We start from the raw sequence: 16702 nt of genomic DNA on the forward strand, positions 1-16702 counted from the left end.
GGCTTCCGGTTATAGCCCACTATAACTACACGCTTCGCTTTCGTAGTTGTGGGCTCTCCCGAGGGGATTAGGGCTTTGCCCTAATGACCCACTCAGGGCGTTTCACCCCTGAGAACCCCGAGCAAAGAGTGACCCTCTCTTTGCAATCTCCGCTTATGGGTTACCCCTAAGAACCCCTCTGCGAAAGCGAGCAAAGTAAATCAATTGTAAACAAAGGAAAGAAGCTATGGCAACAAAATCAAGCATACATATCAAGCCTTGCAACATCGCATCGAGCGAGGCACACAACCGAAGGACTGCCGAGTATATGCGTAATATCGGGGAGTCCAGAATCTATGTCGTTCCCGAACTTTCCACCGATAACGAACAGTGGATAAATCCCGACTTCGGCACTCCCGAACTGCGAACTCATTATGACAATATCAAGCAAATGGTCAAGGAAAAGACCGGACGTGCCATGCAGGAAAAGGAAAGGGAACGCAAGGGAAAGAATGGAAAGATTATCAAGGTGGCGGGATGCTCACCCATCCGTGAAGGAGTATTGCTTATCAGACCGGACACCACACTGGCTGATGTACGCAAATTCGGTGAAGAGTGCCAAAGACGCTGGGGCATCACTCCGCTACAGATTTTCCTGCATAAAGACGAAGGGCATTGGCTGAACGGTCAGCCGGAAGCAGAAGACAAGGAGAGCTTCCAAGTCGGTAACAGATGGTTCAAACCAAATTATCATGCTCATGTCGTATTCGACTGGATGAACCATGAAACTGGAAAGAGCCGAAAGCTCAATGACGAGGATATGGCAACCATGCAGACCCTTGCTTCCGATATTCTCCTGATGGAACGTGGACAGGCAAAAGCTGTCACAGGTAAAGAGCATCTGGAACGAAATGATTTCATCATTGAGAAGCAGAAAGCCGAACTGCAACGTATAGAGGAAACCAAGCGACACAAGGAGCAACAGGTAAGCCTTGCCGAACAGGAACTCAAACAGGTAAAAGCAGAGATACGTACGGACAAACTCAAAAGTGCAGCTACCGATGTAGCCACAGCCATAACCAGCAGTGTAGGTTCTCTTTTCGGAAGCGGTAAGCTGAAAGAACTGGAACATCACATCGAGCAGCTACATCAGGAAATTACCAAACGGGACAAAGCTACTGATGAATTAAAAATTCAGATACAACAAATACAGGAACAGCATAGCAGACAAATTCGTAATCTTCAAAGAATACATAATCAAGAACTTGAAGCCAAAGACAAGGAAATATCACGATTGAGCACCTTGCTTGAAAAAGCCCACAAATGGTTTCCCATGTTCAAAGAGATGTTGAGAATGGAAAAATTATGCGCTGTTATCGGGTTTACCAAAGACATGATAGAAAACCTCTTGACAAAGAAAGAATCCATACAATGTAGTGGCAAAATTTATTCCGAAGAACACAGGTGGAAATTTGACATCAAGAATGATATTTTTAGGGTTGAGAAACATCCGATGGATAGTGGTAAGCTTATGCTGACCATAAACCGACAACCCATAGTACAATGGTTTAAGGAACAATGGGAAAAGTTACAGCAGAATCTACGTAACTCGGTGCAGAGAGAGCAAAAATCCAGAGGATTTAGAATATAGAATAGCCTATTATTAATAAAATCAAGTATCTATGCATCCAAACAGATTGTTTTTATTACAGAATCAAAATCCTAAGAATTTATAAAAAATGAAGCCTAAAGAAGTTTTGGAAAAATGGATAGATTGCTTTAACAAAGCAGATGCTTATCATATAGCAGAGCTGTATGCTACTAATGCAGTAAATCATCAAGTCGCAAACGAACCAATAATAGGTAAAGAATCAATCTACAAAATGTTTGTGAATGAATTTGCCACTGCTAAAATGGTTTGTATGGTGGAAAATATTTTTGAAGATGGCGAATGGGCTATCATGGAATGGAAAGACTCTCTTGGACTTCGTGGATGCGGATTTTTTCATGTAAAAGATAACAAAATCGTCTTTCAAAGAGGGTATTGGGATAAACTTTCATTCTTGAAGCAACACAATCTTCCAATTGAATAAGTACTATCAGAATACGGACTGGGAAATTGAAATACCCAGTCCGAGTTATATAATGAATTTTACTTGTTAAACTATTTAAAGTCAGTTGGATAACAAACCATACCTTTCACATTCTCAGTAGCTCCAGGTATTAATTCAGCCACCATGCAATATTCATGAGAGACTTCGAAAGGAAATTCAATTCCTAAATCGATAGCCTTGCGATAGCCAAATCGAGGATAATACTCTTTATGCCCCAATACGACTGCTGTGCCGTAACCCAAAAGTGCTGCCCTCTGATGGGCTTACTGAATCAACATCCCCCCCAATTCCCTTACGCTGGAATTCCGGCAAGACTGCCAATGGAGCTACACTCAGGGATGTGACAGACTGGGTGTCACTGTCTATCTTTACTTCTGTAAGTAAGATATACCAGACAATTTGTTTTTCTGTCATTTTCTTGTTCTTATCTAATTGTTAGGCTCATTGTTGTTATACATTGTTTAATTATAGATAAATCGTGAATATCCTTCTCTCTTAAATCGTAGCCCGAATGGAATACTTGTTGCCCTTTTGCAGAAATGCAAGGGATGCTTCTGCCTTCAAAGACTGCTGTTCCAAAATAGTCCGGTTGAAATTCATACCAGCCTCCATCCAAGTCGGCTTGTTTGGAAGTGCCGTCCGCATTCAAGACAAAAGGATGGATATCAATATAGCCTAATTCTTTGCTATACAGTTCCATACGGGTAGGCAACCAATTTGTTTCAATTTGATATCCTCTCTCCTGCAAAAGATCAAGGAGTTGGTCTGTATAATTGGCATCAAAATCAATGTCAATATCTCTATGCAAGCGGGTTTGCTGTCCGTACAAGACATCCACTCCCCAGCCTCCATCCAACCAAAACTGCATGTCCAGGCTTTCCAACAAGTCCAAAACTTGAAATAACTCTGTAATCGTAGTGTGTTCTTTCTTTGTCATATAATAATTCTTTAATAAATAATACTATGCGTAATTATCCAACTGCTTGATTGAAGAAATAAAATTTGCACCCACTCCAATCAGAAAGATAACCCATCCGCTGATCATAAAGACGGATGTGATACCCCATGCTTCCACCCAATATCCTGAAGCTACGATACCCAGCATTGATGGAAAGGTACTCAAACTAAAGATGAGAGAAAAAGTCCGTCCAAGCATGTCCGAAGCCAAGTTCTGCTGAATAATAGCGATGAAAAGCGCATGGTAAATGGAATAGGCTATGCCTCCTGTAAATGTTAGGCAAACAAAACCTATAAATGCGCTTGATGGTAAATAACTGGCGCTAATCAGATACAATCCCAATATCACATAAGCCGTATGCATCACTAATGTTTGCTTGCTTTTCAAAGCCTTACAGGCAAGTACTAAACCGCCCAACAATGCCCCTGAGCCCCAACCCATTTCCACAACTCCCATTTGCAAAATGTTTCCGTTGAAATGCAGAAGCGTCATAAAAGGAAATAACGTAAAAACAGGCATAAGGACAAAAGTCACCAGCGTAAAGCATACGAATAAAGGCAAAATGCCCATTGTACGCCGCAAGGTATGCCAACATTCCGTCAGTTCTTTTTTGAAATCTGGAAGAACTTTCGTTTTTTGAAGAGAAGGAATCTGGACACAAAGTAAGGTCAGACAAGCAGCAACAGCTCCGATCACATCTATGAGCAGAATATACTGTATGGGAAGCCAAACAACGAGGCTTGCCCCTACAACGGGAGCTATCACCTCACTGAAGGATTGAATGGAATGGTACAAACCTGATACCCTGACAAGATGGTGCTTGGGAATCAGTAGAGGGATGCTTGCCTGTAAAGCAGGTGCATGAAACGTACTGCCTATTGAACGACAAGCAGTCAATAGATAAAAAAAAGAAAGGTCTTTATAACCCTTGGTTATCACAATAAAAAGACATAGGGTACAGAACGCGATGAACAAGTCCGAATAAAACATCGTTTTCTTTCGATTCCATCTGTCAACATAGACCCCGGCAAACAAGCCTAATACAAATTGTGGTAAAAATCCAGCTAAAATAGCCAGAGATAAAGCTGTCGGGGATTTAAATTCGTTGCTAATCCAAAAAATAATGGAGAAGCCAACAATCGTACTTGTTAAAATAGATATGAGTTGGCCTATTCCTATCACGGCCAAAGTTGATTTCCAATGATTCATTGTGCTAATATTTCATGCGTTTATAGATAAGTACTTTCGTACATTAAGCAAAACGAAATTCTATCCACACAAAAAACTTGTATTATAATCCACTCCTGACGTTGGAATACAATAACAAATACTTTCAGGACGATGTAAAGTCCTGAAAAATCAAACTGAATGGATAGATAAATATTAGTCTTTTCTCATCGGATTCTTTTAATATCGCTACTCTTTTATTATGTAGTGGTTGTATTATCTTAAATAAAACAAAAACACCCGACTTTACATTCTTGGGTGTAAAACTGGGTGTTTGTTTTGCAATTTGCTGATTTTCAGCGTTTGTTGCGGAGAGACAGGGATTCGAACCCCGGGTACCTCACAGTACAACGGTTTTCAAGACCGCCGCAATCGACCACTCTGCCACCTCTCCAAAACTCTCTTACAAGAGTGCTTCGTTTCAAAAGCGTTGCAAAGGTACGCATTATTTCCAAATCTGCAAATAATTTGCCCCTTTTTTGATTATTTTTTCCTATTATCGTAACTTTGTACCTCGAAAACTCATATATAAATATAGACTAATATCAAACAATGATATATCCGCAAAACTTTGAACAGAAAATCGGATTCGACCAAATACGTCAGCTTTTAAAGACCAAATGTCTCAGCACGCTGGGAGAAGAAAGAGTTGACCAGATGGACTTTTCCGATGATTATAACGAAATAAACCGCCGGCTGGAGCAAGTAACGGAATTTGTCCGTATCACCCAAGAGGAGGATGATTTCCCAAGCCAGTACTTTTTTGATGTCCGTCCGTCACTCAAGCGTATACGTGTAGAGGGTATGTACATGGATGAACAGGAATTGTTCGATCTTCGCCGTTCGCTGGAAACGATACGCGACATCGTACGCTTTCTGCAACAAACAGACGAGGAAGAACAAACAAACGATGACGATGTTCATTCTCCCTACCCAGCCTTGCATGAACTGGCTGGAGATATCATGGTATTTCCCCAACTTATCACACGCATCAATAATATACTCGATAAATTCGGAAAGGTAAAAGACAATGCTTCTTCCGAACTTCTACGTATCCGCCGCGAACTGGCGTCTACTACAGGAAGTATATCCCGAAGCCTGAACAATATCCTGCGTGCAGCTCAATCGGAAGGTTATGTCGACAAGGACGTTGCTCCTACTATGCGCGACGGGCGACTTGTGATACCTGTTGCTCCTGGCATGAAGAGAAAAATACGAGGTATCGTACACGATGAATCGGCTACCGGAAAAACAGTATTTATCGAACCGGCCGAAGTTGTGGAAGCCAACAACCGTATCCGTGAACTGGAAGGAGAAGAACGTCGTGAAATAATCCGTATACTCACCGAATTCTCAGCCACAGTACGTCCGCAGGTTCCGGCTATTCTTCAATCATACGAGTTTCTTGCCGAAATCGACTTTATCCGGGCAAAGGCACTTTTGGGCATCAACATCAAAGGTATCAAACCGTCGTTCGAGCATCGGCAGGTAATAGACTGGTTCGAAGCTGTACACCCGCTTCTCCAGATGTCTTTAGCCAAACATAATAAAAAGGTAGTACCTCTCGATATCGAACTGAATACCGGACAGCGTATTCTGTTGATTTCCGGTCCCAATGCTGGTGGAAAGTCCGTCTGCCTGAAAACGGTCGGACTATTGCAATATATGCTTCAATGCGGTATGCTGGTATCCATGCACGAACGCAGTCACGCCGGAATCTTCAGCAGTATCTTTATCGATATAGGTGATGAGCAAAGTATTGAAGATGATCTGAGTACTTATTCTTCACATCTGACAAATATGAAGAATATGATGAAGTACTGCAACGAAAAAAGCCTGATACTGATTGACGAGTTCGGAGGAGGTACAGAACCGCAAATCGGCGGAGCCATTGCAGAAGCTGTATTGAAACGTTTCAATGCAAAAAAAACATTTGGAGTAATTACCACCCATTATCAGAACTTGAAACACTTTGCCGAAGACCATGAAGGAGTAGTAAATGGTGCCATGTTGTACGACCGGCACGAGATGCGTGCACTTTTCCAGTTGCAGATTGGCAATCCGGGAAGCTCGTTTGCCGTAGAGATTGCTCGAAAAATCGGACTTCCGGAAGAGGTCATAGCCGATGCTTCGGAAATAGTGGGAAGCGAATACATACAGAGTGACAAGTATCTGCAAGATATTGTACGCGACAAGCGCTATTGGGAAACTAAACGCCAGAACATCCGCAAACGGGAAAAAATAATGGAAGACACCATTGCCCGTTACGAAAAAGAGCTGGAAGAACTGGAAAAAAGCCGCAAGGAAATCTTGAAAAAGGCACGAGAAGACGCAGAACATCTGTTGCAAGAGTCGAATGCCAAAATAGAAAATACAATCCGTACCATCAAGGAAGCGCAGGCAGAAAAAGAACGTACCCGCATGGCACGTCAGGAACTGACCGACTTCCGCCAACAGGTAGAAGAGGCTGACAAAGCGGCTATGGAAGAAAAAATAGCACGCAAGATGGAAAAACTGCGCGAAAAACAAGAACGCAAGAAAGACAAAAAGAGTAAACAAGCCAATCAGCCAGCAGTCCAGCCGGTACCTAAAGTCATCCCGCTTCAGGCAGGCGACTATGTACGCATCAAAGGACAAACCAGCGTAGGACAAATTATGGAGCTCAACGGAAAAAATGCCGTAGTCATGTTCGGACTGATGAAAACCAATGTGAAAGCAGACCGACTGGAACGTACCGAAGCTCCCAAGCAGACTCTCAATACGACGAAGGCAACTTTCGTCAGCAGTGAAACGCAAGATCGCATGTACGAAAAGAAGCTGAACTTCAAGCAGGATATCGACGTGCGAGGCATGAGAGGCGATGAAGCCATACAGGCCGTAACTTATTTTATCGACGATGCTATACTTGTCGGAGTAAGCCGTGTACGTATTCTGCACGGAACCGGAACAGGTATTCTTCGCACACTTATACGCCAATATCTCGCTACCGTGCCGGGAGTAGCACACTTCCAGGATGAACATGTACAATTTGGAGGAGCAGGCATAACGGTAGTCGATTTAAAATAAAAAAACAGTATCTTTGTATTATGAAATCAATTAGAGAATTATACCGCATTGGTACGGGTCCCTCAAGCAGCCATACGATGGGACCGAGAAAAGCAGCCGAACAATTCCTTGCCCGCCATCCGGAGGCATCGTCTTTTCAAGTCACGCTTTACGGAAGCCTTGCAGCTACCGGTAAAGGACACATGACTGATGTCGCTATTCTGGACGTACTTCAGCCTCATGCTCCCGTAGAGATATTGTGGAAACCTCATGTATTCTTTCCTTTCCACCCGAACGGAATGACATTCAAGTCGTTCGACAAGAATAAGAAACAGACCGAAGAATGGACCGTCTTCAGCGTAGGAGGAGGCGCACTGGCCGAAGAAGGACAAGACAAGAATGCAACTCCTGAGGTATATAATATGAATACCATGAACCAGATACTTTACTGGTGCGAGCATACCGGACGAAGCTATTGGGAATATGTAGAACAATGTGAAGGTCCTGATATCTGGAAGTTCCTTGCCGAAGTGTGGGAAACCATGAAGGAAGCCATCCATCGCGGACTGGATGCAGAGGGAGTTCTCCCAGGCCCTCTGAATCTGCGACGAAAAGCGTCTTCCTACTACATCCGTGCCAAAGGGTTTAAGGATTCTCTTCGCTCACGCGGACTGGTATTTGCCTACGCTCTTGCCGTAAGTGAAGAAAACGCATCGGGAGGAAAAATCGTAACTGCACCTACTTGTGGAGCATGTGGAGTAGTCCCGGCCGTTCTATATCATTTGCAAAAGAGCCGGGATTTCAGCGATGCCCGTATTCTTCGTGCACTCGCGACAGCCGGACTTGTCGGCAACATCGTCAAGCATAATGCTTCCATTTCGGGAGCAGAAGCTGGTTGTCAGGCAGAAGTAGGAGTTGCCTGCTCTATGGCTTCGGCAGCAGCAAGCCAGTTGTTTGGAGGCAGTCCGGCACAAATAGAATATGCCGCCGAAATGGGACTGGAGCACCACTTGGGCATGACATGCGACCCCGTATGCGGACTGGTACAGATTCCTTGCATCGAACGTAATGCGTATGCCGCAGCCCGTGCTCTTGATGCCAATATTTACTCAGCCTTTACCGACGGACACCATCGTGTATCGTTCGATAAGGTCGTAGAAGTAATGAAGCAAACTGGTCACGACTTGCCTTCACTCTATAAAGAAACCAGTGAAGGAGGTTTGGCCAAGAATTATCAACCAATGGAATAAAAACCCGTTTTTTAATTTTGCCAGAGCCTCTTCTTGAATGCGTATCCGTAAAACTTCAAAAAGATCGCCCTGGCAAAATTATGTTGTAAAACCCCAATCCGAAATATTCTTAGTCAGCTAACCCTATATTGAAAATGAAATCATACAACGTTTATTTATTCGACTTCGATTATACTCTTGCCGACTCTTCCCGAGGAATTGTCATGTGTTACCGAAATGTACTGGAACGCCATCACCATACAGGGATAACCGATGAAACCATCAAACGGACAATTGGCAAAACCTTACAAGAATCATTCTCCATCATGACTGGCATAACCGATGCCGACACACTGGAACTATACCGGAAAGAATACGTTAAAGAAGCTGATACCCACATGACAGTCAACACTTTTCTCTTTCCAGAAACCATAGATGTGCTGACCCGGCTGAAAGCGAATGGAGCCCAAATTGGTATCATTTCGACCAAATACCGCTATCGTATCATGGAATTATTAGGCAAGAAACTACCGGAAAATTTTCTCAATATCATAGTCGGAGGTGAAGATGTGCAATGCCCCAAGCCCTCTCCCGAAGGACTCCTGTTTGCCATCGAGCATCTGGGCTGTCAGAAAGAAAATGTTTTATATATCGGCGACAGCACAGTAGACGCAGAAACCGCGCAAGCCGCCGGAGTTGATTTTGCCGGAGTGCTGCACGGAGCTACTACCCGTGAAGAACTCGCATCATATCCTCATGTGGCAATCATGAAAACTCTGGCCGAACTTTAAAAAAATATACATTTTTTCTCTCTAAACTGTTGGTAATATGAACAGAAAGCAGTACCTTTGCATCCGATTTTAATCCGTGGAGGTAGAAAAGCAACCGGACGAGAACGGTTCACCTTGCGGAAGAAACCCGTTTAATATATATTTAAAATGTACGTAATTGTAGAAATTAACGGTCAGCAGTTCAAAGCTGAAGAAGGCAAAAAGCTGTTTGTTCACCACATCCAGAATGCTGAAAACGGTGCAACTGTTGAATTTGACAAAGTTTTGTTGGTAGACAACAACGGTACTGTTACTGTAGGTGCTCCTACTGTAGAAGGTGCGAAAGTGGTATGCGAAGTAGTTTCTCACTTGGTAAAAGGTGACAAAGTATTGGTATTCCACAAAAAGAGAAGAAAAGGTTACAGAAAACTGAACGGTCACCGTCAGCAGTTTACTGAATTGACTATCAAACAAGTTATTGCTTAATCATTAAAAAAGTAGAAAGAAATGGCACATAAGAAAGGTGTAGGTAGTTCTAAGAACGGCCGTGAGTCAGCTAGTAAGAGATTAGGCGTAAAGATATTCGGTGGTTCAGCTTGCAAAGCTGGTAACATCATTGTTCGTCAAAGAGGAACAGTTCACAACCCAGGTGAAAACGTTGGTATGGGTAGCGATCACACTCTTTACGCATTGGTAGACGGTACAGTATGTTTCAAGAAAGGTCGCGAAGACAAAAGCTTCGTTTCTGTTATTCCTGCTGAAGCATAACTTTATACCACAAAAGAAATTGAAAGAAGGTATCCTCGCAAGAAGATACCTTCTTTTTTTATTGTCCTCTCTTCCCCAAAGGACAAAAACAAAAAATCGGGCGGAGCCACTTCACACAAGTTAGCTTCGCCCGATTTTACAAATTCAAAATTATCTTGCTATTTATTCAGCAGCATTTTCTGCAGCAGCCTCTTCAGCAGCAGGAGCTTCTTCCACAAAATCACTTTCTCCGCTTGAGATAAGCAAGTTGTACCACTGAATCAGTTTCTTGATATCACTGGTATGTACGCGATCGCGATCATATTCCGGCAATACTTCAGCCATGAAAGCGTGCAACTCTTCTACTGATGCTTTCTTGTAATCCAAAGCAGCTACCTGACCGTTTTCTTTCTTCTTTACAGAATCAAGAACAGTTGCCAAAGGCACTTCGTCATCATTTGTATACATGGCGATATCACCCAATGAAATCACCTTATCGCTGGCATAGATAGGCATTCTTTTCTTATTATCGACAGCTTCTACAATCAGCATATTTTTAGCCTGAGAAATCAGTTTATACAATCCCGGTTTGCCTGAGATAGCTAAAATAGTTTTCAACATACGATTTTATTATTTTTAGTTATTATATTAAACAAAAATACAACTCATATACGACATACACAAGCATCTTGCTCACCTTTTCTATTTTTTATGGTATTCAGCAATTCTTCCACCTGCGGGAGCAAGGGCCTTCCATCGTTCACAACTACAAAATCAGCCCGATTGCGTTTCACCTCTTCATCCATCTGTGAAGCAATACGACTTCTTACCTGCTCTTCCGTCGCCCCGTCGCGTTCCATCGCCCGCTTAATACGGATATCTAAAGGAGCATAAACAGCAACTACATAGTCTACTACATCGTCGAAACCGGACTCATACAAAATAGCACTTTCCAATGCTACGATTTCATGCCCCGCATTGGAAACCGCCCAACGGAGAAAATCTTTCTTTACACACGGATGCACAATGGAATTGATACGTGCAGCATGTTCCTCGTTCGCAAACAAATAACCAATCAGCAACGGCTTATTGAGCTTCTCACCGATATACACTTCTTCACCCAACAAGTCAACCAGCCCCTTGCGAATGTCCATATCAGAAAGCATCAAGCGTTTCGCTTCCGTGTCGGTATCGTATACAGGTAAGCCTGCCTTCTCGAGCAGATGAGCCACATACGACTTTCCACTTCCTATACCTCCGGTAATCCCCAGTCTGACCATAACTTATATTATTATTCTACAGCTTGTTGTTCGATCAAATAATCGACAGATGACGGATTCACGCGAACATGACTTACAAAATCGGGAGCTCCTTCTACCACCAAAGGCAATTTGTCTTCCTTCGCTTTCAATACATCCTCGTAAGTTACTCCTATGAAGAAATCGTCCGATGAAACATCTTTAAAGTGCCGCAACCCGACCTGAAAGGTTACTTGCACCTTCGAAGGGAACGTACGAAGTACTTTTCCCGCAGGGAAATTAATGCCCATAACCGGAACCTCGACTGTCTTTTCCGAATACATATCGACATAGATCGATAAATCATTATAAGACGGAATAAACTTGACCCCCTTCATTTTACACATACTTACACGCTTCTTTACCGTATCAGAAATATTTTCCCAATACAGTTTTTCCGTATATGCTACTTTCAGGGTATCCAATATTTCCTGAGGAGCATAAGCCATAACAGAATCCGGACTAAAACTTATCCGCGAAATATAATATTGGCGTCCCGCCTGTATGGTTCCGGATAGCCTGACAGGCACCTTTTTCGCCTTTGCCTGTGTATAAATAAAATCGAGCGTATCGGGACGGATAGACAACACCTTGGTAGAAACATTCAGCTGCGCCGCCACCTTCTTGGTCAGCTCGGCAGACGGGATACGAACATGAGTCCCCTCCTCCTTGTAATCATTGAAATCGAAAGAAATAGGAAAGAACGTTCTTCCCAGCATATAATTCAGCAATACAGTTCCCCTGTCTTCCACCCGTATACGTACATCGTCCGGAAAATCGGAAGTAAGCACTACCTCCTTCGGAACATTTTTAAGACGCACCGGCACTCTGAATTCCGTCTGATACGAATCATCCAATGTCTGCAACATCCAGAAACAGAACGATATCAGCACAAAAAACAGGAAGACCAGACACTCCCTGCACTTATCGCTAAGCAAGAATGTTCTGATCTTCCGTAATCCCAGTCTATAATATCTCTTTATGTTCTTTACATCGAACATAGTGACCTATACTTTTTATGTTTATTTAGTCTGAGCCTGAGCATCTGCATAGATAGAGTTCTTATCCACCTTAATCTTAACACCAGATGCTATTTCCACGATAACAGCGTTATCTTCAATTTCTTTAATTTTTCCGTAAATACCACCGGCTGTAATAACCGACTGGCCTACTTCCAAGTTCTTGCGGAAGTTTGCTATTTCCTTTTGCTTCTTGTTCTGAGGACGAATCATAAAGAAATACATAATGGCGAAAATTGCCACCATCATAATCAGGAAAGAGTAATCGCCTCCTCCGGACTGCTGCAAAAATACAGTTAACAAATTCATAAATTCTTCTTAGTTTAATTAATATTAGGCGAACAAATATATTAATTTTTCGTCAACTTGTTTTCCTTTTTCAATTGATTAACTATTCCGTCCAGTGTTCCGTTGATAAATCCGCCACTCTTCGGAGTACTATACAACTTGGCAATTTCCACATATTCGTTTAGAGATACGTTTATCGGAATATTCGGGAAACTCAGAATTTCGGCAAGGGCAATCTGCATGATGATAACATCCATGACAGCCACACGGTCCAAATCCCAGTTCTTTGAGTTCTCACTGATCAGATGACGATAATAATCAGCATTCAGGATAGAACGACGGAACAAGCGGCGTGCAAAATCCTGATCCTCCTCATCCTTAAATTCCGGAAGAAGTTCCTGCTTGTCACCGTTCTTCGGATCAAAACGCTTGATAGTCTTCAGCACGAAAGTATCTACTATCTCCTTGTCATCATTCCAATACAAGCTCTGGTCTTCCAGCACCTCATCAAGAGTAGTATTATTGAATATGATGCGTTTGTAAATCTTTCTCCACAGTTCACGGTCTTCTTCGTACGATGAAGTTTCGCTTGCCATATACTCCTTATATATATCGCTCTGCATAATCTGTTCGCACAAATTCTTGATAAAATCACCCTCGTTTTCCCATGTCTTCTTCTGGGTGCTGGCAAACTCATTCAGCTGCTTGTTCACCTCCAGCTGAGCAATAAAACGATTATCCACAAATTTAGTGTTGGGAGCCAAGTCTTCTTTTGTAGGAGCAAGTTTGTGTTTAGCCGCATCCAACCGCTTGTTGGCATAACGTGTAACCTCTACCATAAGAAGCAAGAGATAGTTATACAAATCATACGCTTTGGATAAACTGAAGAACAACTCCTTTTCTGCAGTATCCAAATTTTTTCCACCGTTCTGATAATAAGCGTAGATAATCTGAACTATCTTAAGACGAATAAGAACTCTGTTAATCATACTATATTTTTAATACAATTTCGAGTTGCAAAAATAGTTATTTTCTACCATACAAAACAAATATAACGTGCTTTTTTATACAAAAATATTATTCAGACAGATTTTTAGGGGCAGTTCTTTGTATTTTTCAAAAAAATCATCAAATTTGAAGCGGTTTTATAATACTTTATTTATGGAAGACTTGAAAAGAAATACAGCAACAGACGTAGACAAAGAGATTGTTTTCTCCAAGGCTATAAAGGCCGGAAAACGCATTTACTATCTTGATGTAAAGAAAAACAGAAAAGGAGAAATGTTTCTTGCTATTACAGAAAGCAAGAAAGTTGTTTCAGGCGAAGGCAATACGCCTCAGGTCAGCTTCGAAAAGCATAAAATTTTCTTATATAAGGAGGACTTCGAAAAGTTCATGACCGGACTACAGGAAACCATCCAGTATATCGAAACCGAACAAGGGCCGGCAAGCAGCGAACACCATACCGACGAAGACGACTCTCATTTTGCCGACAGCTCCGACGGTCACCTGAAATCGGATGAAATAAAAATAGACATTGATTTCTAATCCCCGCACACCGGAGTGTACGGTACAGAAGCTATATCAAAACAGAGCATATCAGCGTATGCAGACTCTATTTTGATATAGCTTTTACTATTTTTATCACGCCTTACGATGGCAGACTGTGCCATTGGCCTGATAAGTAGGCATAACCAGTACTTCGGCTATCTGTACATGAGCCGGAGCCGAAGCTGCATAATACACCACATCTGCTATATCGTCGCCGGTAAGCGGACGGATACCTTTATATACAGCATCAGCCTTTGCCTTATCTCCCCTGAAACGTGTCACGGAAAAATTCGTTTCCACCAGCCCGGGCTTGATGTTTGTTACACGCAGAGGCGTATCGACCAAATCAATTCTAAGTCCGTCGGACAGTGCCTTGACAGCAGCCTTGGTCGCACAGTATACGCTTCCTCCAGCATATGCAGCATCGCCTGCTACCGAACCTATATTAATAATGTGTCCACACTGACGTTCCACCATTCCCGGAACAACCATTCGAGTCATGGCAAGCAGTCCCTTGATATTGGTATCTATCACCACGTCCCACTCGTCGAGCGAACCTTCCTGTTCTTTATCGAGCCCTATAACCAACCCGGCATTATTGACCAGCACATCAATATTCTTCCATTTACCCTGAAGAGAATCGAGTGCCTGCTTCATTGCCTCACGGTCGCGTACATCGAAAGGCAGGGTCAGCACTTCACACCCTTGCGCCACAAGTTCTTGTTTCAGTTTTTCCAGTTTTTCTACATTGCGCCCGTTCAATATCAAATTACTGCCCATTGAACCGAACTTCCGTGCGCACCCTTCTCCTATCCCGCTGGTGGCACCTGTAATAAGTATCGTCTTTCCTTTCATCTTTTTATATTTTTAAAATATCGTTCAATCACCTACAAAGGTATAAAAGTTCTTGTTTCCGCCCTACAAAATCACAGGTTCCGGCAGGCACCGGCAAATTATTTTCGACACCGCCGCACGTCTGCCGGAAAATGTCAAGACGTTTTTTTATTTTTTGTACAAAACATTTTATTTTTTGTACAAATTTCCCCCGACATTCAGCCACCTTCTTCATGCTTTTACCGGTTTTTCCAGACAGGTTCCGTCCCGATTCCGTCCAAGAGAAGAAAAAAAAGCCATTACAATATTTTGCGAACTCAAAGATAATCACTAATTTTGCACCGCTTTTTTAAGCTCATCGTGTGATATACCACATCGTGTGATGGCGAATTAAGCAACAAAAAACAACTTAATTTAGAGTAACACAAAAAATTTTCAAACAATGAAATCAATCGAAATCAAAGGTTCTTTGAGAACTGAAACAGGTAAAAAAGCTACTCATAGCTTGCGTCAGAACAATGGTGTTCCTTGCGTATTGTACGGAATGCAGAAAGACGAAAACGGAAATCAGGTTGCAACTCACTTCACAGTAACAGTTGACGGCTTGCGTAAATTGGTATACACACCGCATATCTACGTAGTAGACTTGAACATCGACGGTAAGGTTGTAAACGCTATTATGAAAGATATCCAGTTCCACCCTGTAACTGACGCTATTCTGCACGTAGACTTCTTGCAGATCAACGAAGAGAAACCAATCGTAATGGAAGTCCCTGTACAGTTGGAAGGTCTGGCAGAAGGTGTTAAAGCCGGTGGTAAATTGGCTCTTCAGATCCGTAAATTGAAAGTGAAAGCTCTTTACAACATCATCCCTGAACGTCTGGTTATCAACGTTACTAACCTGGGTCTGGGTAAAACTATCAAAGTTGGTGACTTGAACTTCGAAGGTCTGACTTTGCTGAACGCAAAAGAAGCTGTTGTTTGTGCTGTTAAATTGACTCGTGCTGCTCGTGGTGCTCAGGCTACAGCTGGTAAATAATTTAATTTAACTACCTGACAACAAAAAAATCCCTTTCAATGAAATACTTGATTGTAGGGCTGGGAAACATTGGTGCCGAATACCATGAAACCCGCCACAACATAGGATTTATGGTATTGGACGCCCTTGCTAAGGCGTCCAATATTGTTTTCAAGGACGGACGATACGGAGCCACTGCCACACTTTCGCTCAAAGGACAGCAACTTATCTTGTTGAAACCTTCCACTTACATGAACCTGAGCGGAAACGCTGTGCGGTACTGGATGCAACAGGAAAAGGTTCCCTTGGAAAATGTACTGATAGTAGTAGATGATCTGGCTCTTCCCTTCGGAAGCCTGCGTCTGAAAGGCAAAGGAAGCGACGCCGGACATAACGGATTGAAGCACATTGCCGCTACATTAGGAACACAGAATTACGCCCGACTTCGCTTCGGCATCGGGAATAATTTTCCCAGAGGCGGACAGATTGACTACGTATTAGGAAAGTTTAGTGACGAAGACATGCAGCAAATGCCCGAACGGCTTGAAACTGCCGGCGAAATCATCAAGAGCTTTTGTCTTGCCGGACTGAACAACACCATGAATCAGTTTAACAACAAATAAAC

Annotated in this window: 18 protein-coding genes and 1 tRNA gene; 10 read left to right on the forward strand and 9 right to left on the reverse strand. The window is 42.6% G+C overall.

Annotation, left to right across the window (positions count from 1 at the left end):
• Positions 1-226: 226 nt before the first annotated feature.
• Both ACZM60_RS08230 and ACZM60_RS08235 read left to right on the forward strand, forming a co-directional pair.
• Positions 227-1630 (forward strand): mobilization protein, encoded by a 1404-nt coding sequence (locus ACZM60_RS08230; protein WP_489521258.1) that lies wholly within the window; start codon positions 227-229, stop codon positions 1628-1630.
• An 88-nt stretch (positions 1631-1718) separates the two neighbouring features.
• Positions 1719-2072, forward strand: a complete 354-nt coding sequence (locus tag ACZM60_RS08235) for a nuclear transport factor 2 family protein (protein ID WP_004308780.1) — start codon at positions 1719-1721, stop codon at positions 2070-2072.
• A gap of 445 nt (positions 2073-2517) precedes the next feature.
• Here ACZM60_RS08235 and lnu(AN2) read toward each other — a convergent pair whose 3' ends face one another.
• From lnu(AN2) to ACZM60_RS08250, 3 genes are all read right to left on the reverse strand, one after another.
• Positions 2518-3030 carry a lincosamide nucleotidyltransferase Lnu(AN2) gene (gene lnu(AN2) / locus ACZM60_RS08240; RefSeq protein ID WP_009038171.1) on the reverse strand — a complete coding sequence of 171 codons (513 nt, stop codon included), beginning with the start codon at positions 3028-3030 and terminating at the stop codon, positions 2518-2520.
• 24 nt (positions 3031-3054) lie between these two features.
• Positions 3055-4260 carry a macrolide efflux MFS transporter Mef(En2) gene (gene mef(En2), locus ACZM60_RS08245; protein ID WP_072543088.1) on the reverse strand — a complete coding sequence of 402 codons (1206 nt, stop codon included), beginning with the start codon at positions 4258-4260 and terminating at the stop codon, positions 3055-3057.
• A gap of 327 nt (positions 4261-4587) precedes the next feature.
• Positions 4588-4672: transfer RNA gene (locus ACZM60_RS08250), tRNA-Ser, on the reverse strand.
• A gap of 158 nt (positions 4673-4830) precedes the next feature.
• Here ACZM60_RS08250 and ACZM60_RS08255 point away from each other — a divergent pair.
• The 5 genes from ACZM60_RS08255 (at position 4831) to rpmA (ending at position 10090) form a co-directional block, all read left to right on the forward strand.
• Positions 4831-7344 (forward strand): endonuclease MutS2, encoded by a 2514-nt coding sequence (locus ACZM60_RS08255; protein ID WP_489521259.1) that lies wholly within the window; start codon positions 4831-4833, stop codon positions 7342-7344.
• A gap of 20 nt (positions 7345-7364) precedes the next feature.
• Positions 7365-8573: an L-serine ammonia-lyase gene (locus ACZM60_RS08260; protein ID WP_021971386.1), complete on the forward strand. Its 1209-nt coding sequence runs from the start codon at positions 7365-7367 to the stop codon at positions 8571-8573.
• A 134-nt stretch (positions 8574-8707) separates the two neighbouring features.
• Positions 8708-9343: an HAD-IA family hydrolase gene (locus ACZM60_RS08265; RefSeq protein WP_021971385.1), complete on the forward strand. Its 636-nt coding sequence runs from the start codon at positions 8708-8710 to the stop codon at positions 9341-9343.
• 147 nt (positions 9344-9490) lie between these two features.
• Entirely contained in the window at positions 9491-9808 is a 318-nt protein-coding gene (gene rplU, locus ACZM60_RS08270; protein WP_007566748.1) for a 50S ribosomal protein L21, read from the forward strand.
• Positions 9809-9829: 21 nt separating this feature from the next.
• On the forward strand, positions 9830-10090 hold the full coding sequence (gene rpmA / locus ACZM60_RS08275; protein WP_007566750.1) for a 50S ribosomal protein L27: 261 nt from the start codon (positions 9830-9832) through the stop codon (positions 10088-10090).
• Between the two features lie 162 nt (positions 10091-10252).
• Here the strand turns inward: rpmA and ACZM60_RS08280 are convergent, their stop codons facing one another.
• From ACZM60_RS08280 to nusB, 5 genes are read right to left on the reverse strand one after another with little or no spacing between them, the layout of a single operon-like run.
• Positions 10253-10690, reverse strand: a complete 438-nt coding sequence (locus ACZM60_RS08280; protein ID WP_021971384.1) for a DUF5606 family protein — start codon at positions 10688-10690, stop codon at positions 10253-10255.
• 44 nt (positions 10691-10734) lie between these two features.
• Entirely contained in the window at positions 10735-11349 is a 615-nt protein-coding gene (coaE, locus tag ACZM60_RS08285; RefSeq protein WP_021971383.1) for a dephospho-CoA kinase, read from the reverse strand.
• An 11-nt stretch (positions 11350-11360) separates the two neighbouring features.
• Positions 11361-12368, reverse strand: a complete 1008-nt coding sequence (locus ACZM60_RS08290; RefSeq protein WP_489521260.1) for a CdaR family protein — start codon at positions 12366-12368, stop codon at positions 11361-11363.
• Positions 12369-12389: 21 nt separating this feature from the next.
• Entirely contained in the window at positions 12390-12695 is a 306-nt protein-coding gene (gene yajC, locus ACZM60_RS08295) for a preprotein translocase subunit YajC (protein ID WP_021971381.1), read from the reverse strand.
• Between the two features lie 41 nt (positions 12696-12736).
• Positions 12737-13663 carry a transcription antitermination factor NusB gene (gene nusB / locus ACZM60_RS08300; protein ID WP_021971380.1) on the reverse strand — a complete coding sequence of 309 codons (927 nt, stop codon included), beginning with the start codon at positions 13661-13663 and terminating at the stop codon, positions 12737-12739.
• Positions 13664-13835: 172 nt separating this feature from the next.
• On the opposite strand from nusB, the gene ACZM60_RS08305 reads away from it, so the two are divergent.
• Entirely contained in the window at positions 13836-14222 is a 387-nt protein-coding gene (locus ACZM60_RS08305; RefSeq protein WP_489521261.1) for a PUR family DNA/RNA-binding protein, read from the forward strand.
• Between the two features lie 96 nt (positions 14223-14318).
• On the opposite strand, the gene ACZM60_RS08310 is transcribed toward ACZM60_RS08305, so the two are convergent.
• Positions 14319-15080: an SDR family NAD(P)-dependent oxidoreductase gene (locus tag ACZM60_RS08310; RefSeq protein ID WP_489521262.1), complete on the reverse strand. Its 762-nt coding sequence runs from the start codon at positions 15078-15080 to the stop codon at positions 14319-14321.
• 421 nt (positions 15081-15501) lie between these two features.
• On the opposite strand from ACZM60_RS08310, the gene ACZM60_RS08315 reads away from it, so the two are divergent.
• Positions 15502-16098 (forward strand): 50S ribosomal protein L25/general stress protein Ctc, encoded by a 597-nt coding sequence (locus tag ACZM60_RS08315; protein WP_340319667.1) that lies wholly within the window; start codon positions 15502-15504, stop codon positions 16096-16098.
• Between the two features lie 38 nt (positions 16099-16136).
• Positions 16137-16700 (forward strand): aminoacyl-tRNA hydrolase, encoded by a 564-nt coding sequence (gene pth / locus ACZM60_RS08320; protein ID WP_021971376.1) that lies wholly within the window; start codon positions 16137-16139, stop codon positions 16698-16700.
• The last annotated feature ends 2 nt before the right edge of the window (positions 16701-16702 follow it).

Source organism: Phocaeicola sp., from assembly GCF_057861905.1.

Excerpts from the sequence above, each read along its gene's own strand:
- ACZM60_RS08230 (WP_489521258.1), top strand. The coding sequence starts at position 227 with ATGGCAACAAAATCAAGCATACATATCAAGCCTTGCAACATCGCATCG.
- ACZM60_RS08235 (WP_004308780.1), top strand. The coding sequence starts at position 1,719 with ATGAAGCCTAAAGAAGTTTTGGAAAAATGGATAGATTGCTTTAACAAA.
- ACZM60_RS08255 (WP_489521259.1), top strand. The coding sequence starts at position 4,831 with ATGATATATCCGCAAAACTTTGAACAGAAAATCGGATTCGACCAAATA.
- ACZM60_RS08260 (WP_021971386.1), top strand. The coding sequence starts at position 7,365 with ATGAAATCAATTAGAGAATTATACCGCATTGGTACGGGTCCCTCAAGC.
- ACZM60_RS08265 (WP_021971385.1), top strand. The coding sequence starts at position 8,708 with ATGAAATCATACAACGTTTATTTATTCGACTTCGATTATACTCTTGCC.
- rplU (WP_007566748.1), top strand. The coding sequence starts at position 9,491 with ATGTACGTAATTGTAGAAATTAACGGTCAGCAGTTCAAAGCTGAAGAA.
- rpmA (WP_007566750.1), top strand. The coding sequence starts at position 9,830 with ATGGCACATAAGAAAGGTGTAGGTAGTTCTAAGAACGGCCGTGAGTCA.
- ACZM60_RS08280 (WP_021971384.1), bottom strand. The coding sequence starts at position 10,690 with ATGTTGAAAACTATTTTAGCTATCTCAGGCAAACCGGGATTGTATAAA.
- coaE (WP_021971383.1), bottom strand. The coding sequence starts at position 11,349 with ATGGTCAGACTGGGGATTACCGGAGGTATAGGAAGTGGAAAGTCGTAT.
- ACZM60_RS08290 (WP_489521260.1), bottom strand. The coding sequence starts at position 12,368 with ATGTTCGATGTAAAGAACATAAAGAGATATTATAGACTGGGATTACGG.
- yajC (WP_021971381.1), bottom strand. The coding sequence starts at position 12,695 with ATGAATTTGTTAACTGTATTTTTGCAGCAGTCCGGAGGAGGCGATTAC.
- nusB (WP_021971380.1), bottom strand. The coding sequence starts at position 13,663 with ATGATTAACAGAGTTCTTATTCGTCTTAAGATAGTTCAGATTATCTAC.
- ACZM60_RS08305 (WP_489521261.1), top strand. The coding sequence starts at position 13,836 with ATGGAAGACTTGAAAAGAAATACAGCAACAGACGTAGACAAAGAGATT.
- ACZM60_RS08310 (WP_489521262.1), bottom strand. The coding sequence starts at position 15,080 with ATGAAAGGAAAGACGATACTTATTACAGGTGCCACCAGCGGGATAGGA.
- ACZM60_RS08315 (WP_340319667.1), top strand. The coding sequence starts at position 15,502 with ATGAAATCAATCGAAATCAAAGGTTCTTTGAGAACTGAAACAGGTAAA.
- pth (WP_021971376.1), top strand. The coding sequence starts at position 16,137 with ATGAAATACTTGATTGTAGGGCTGGGAAACATTGGTGCCGAATACCAT.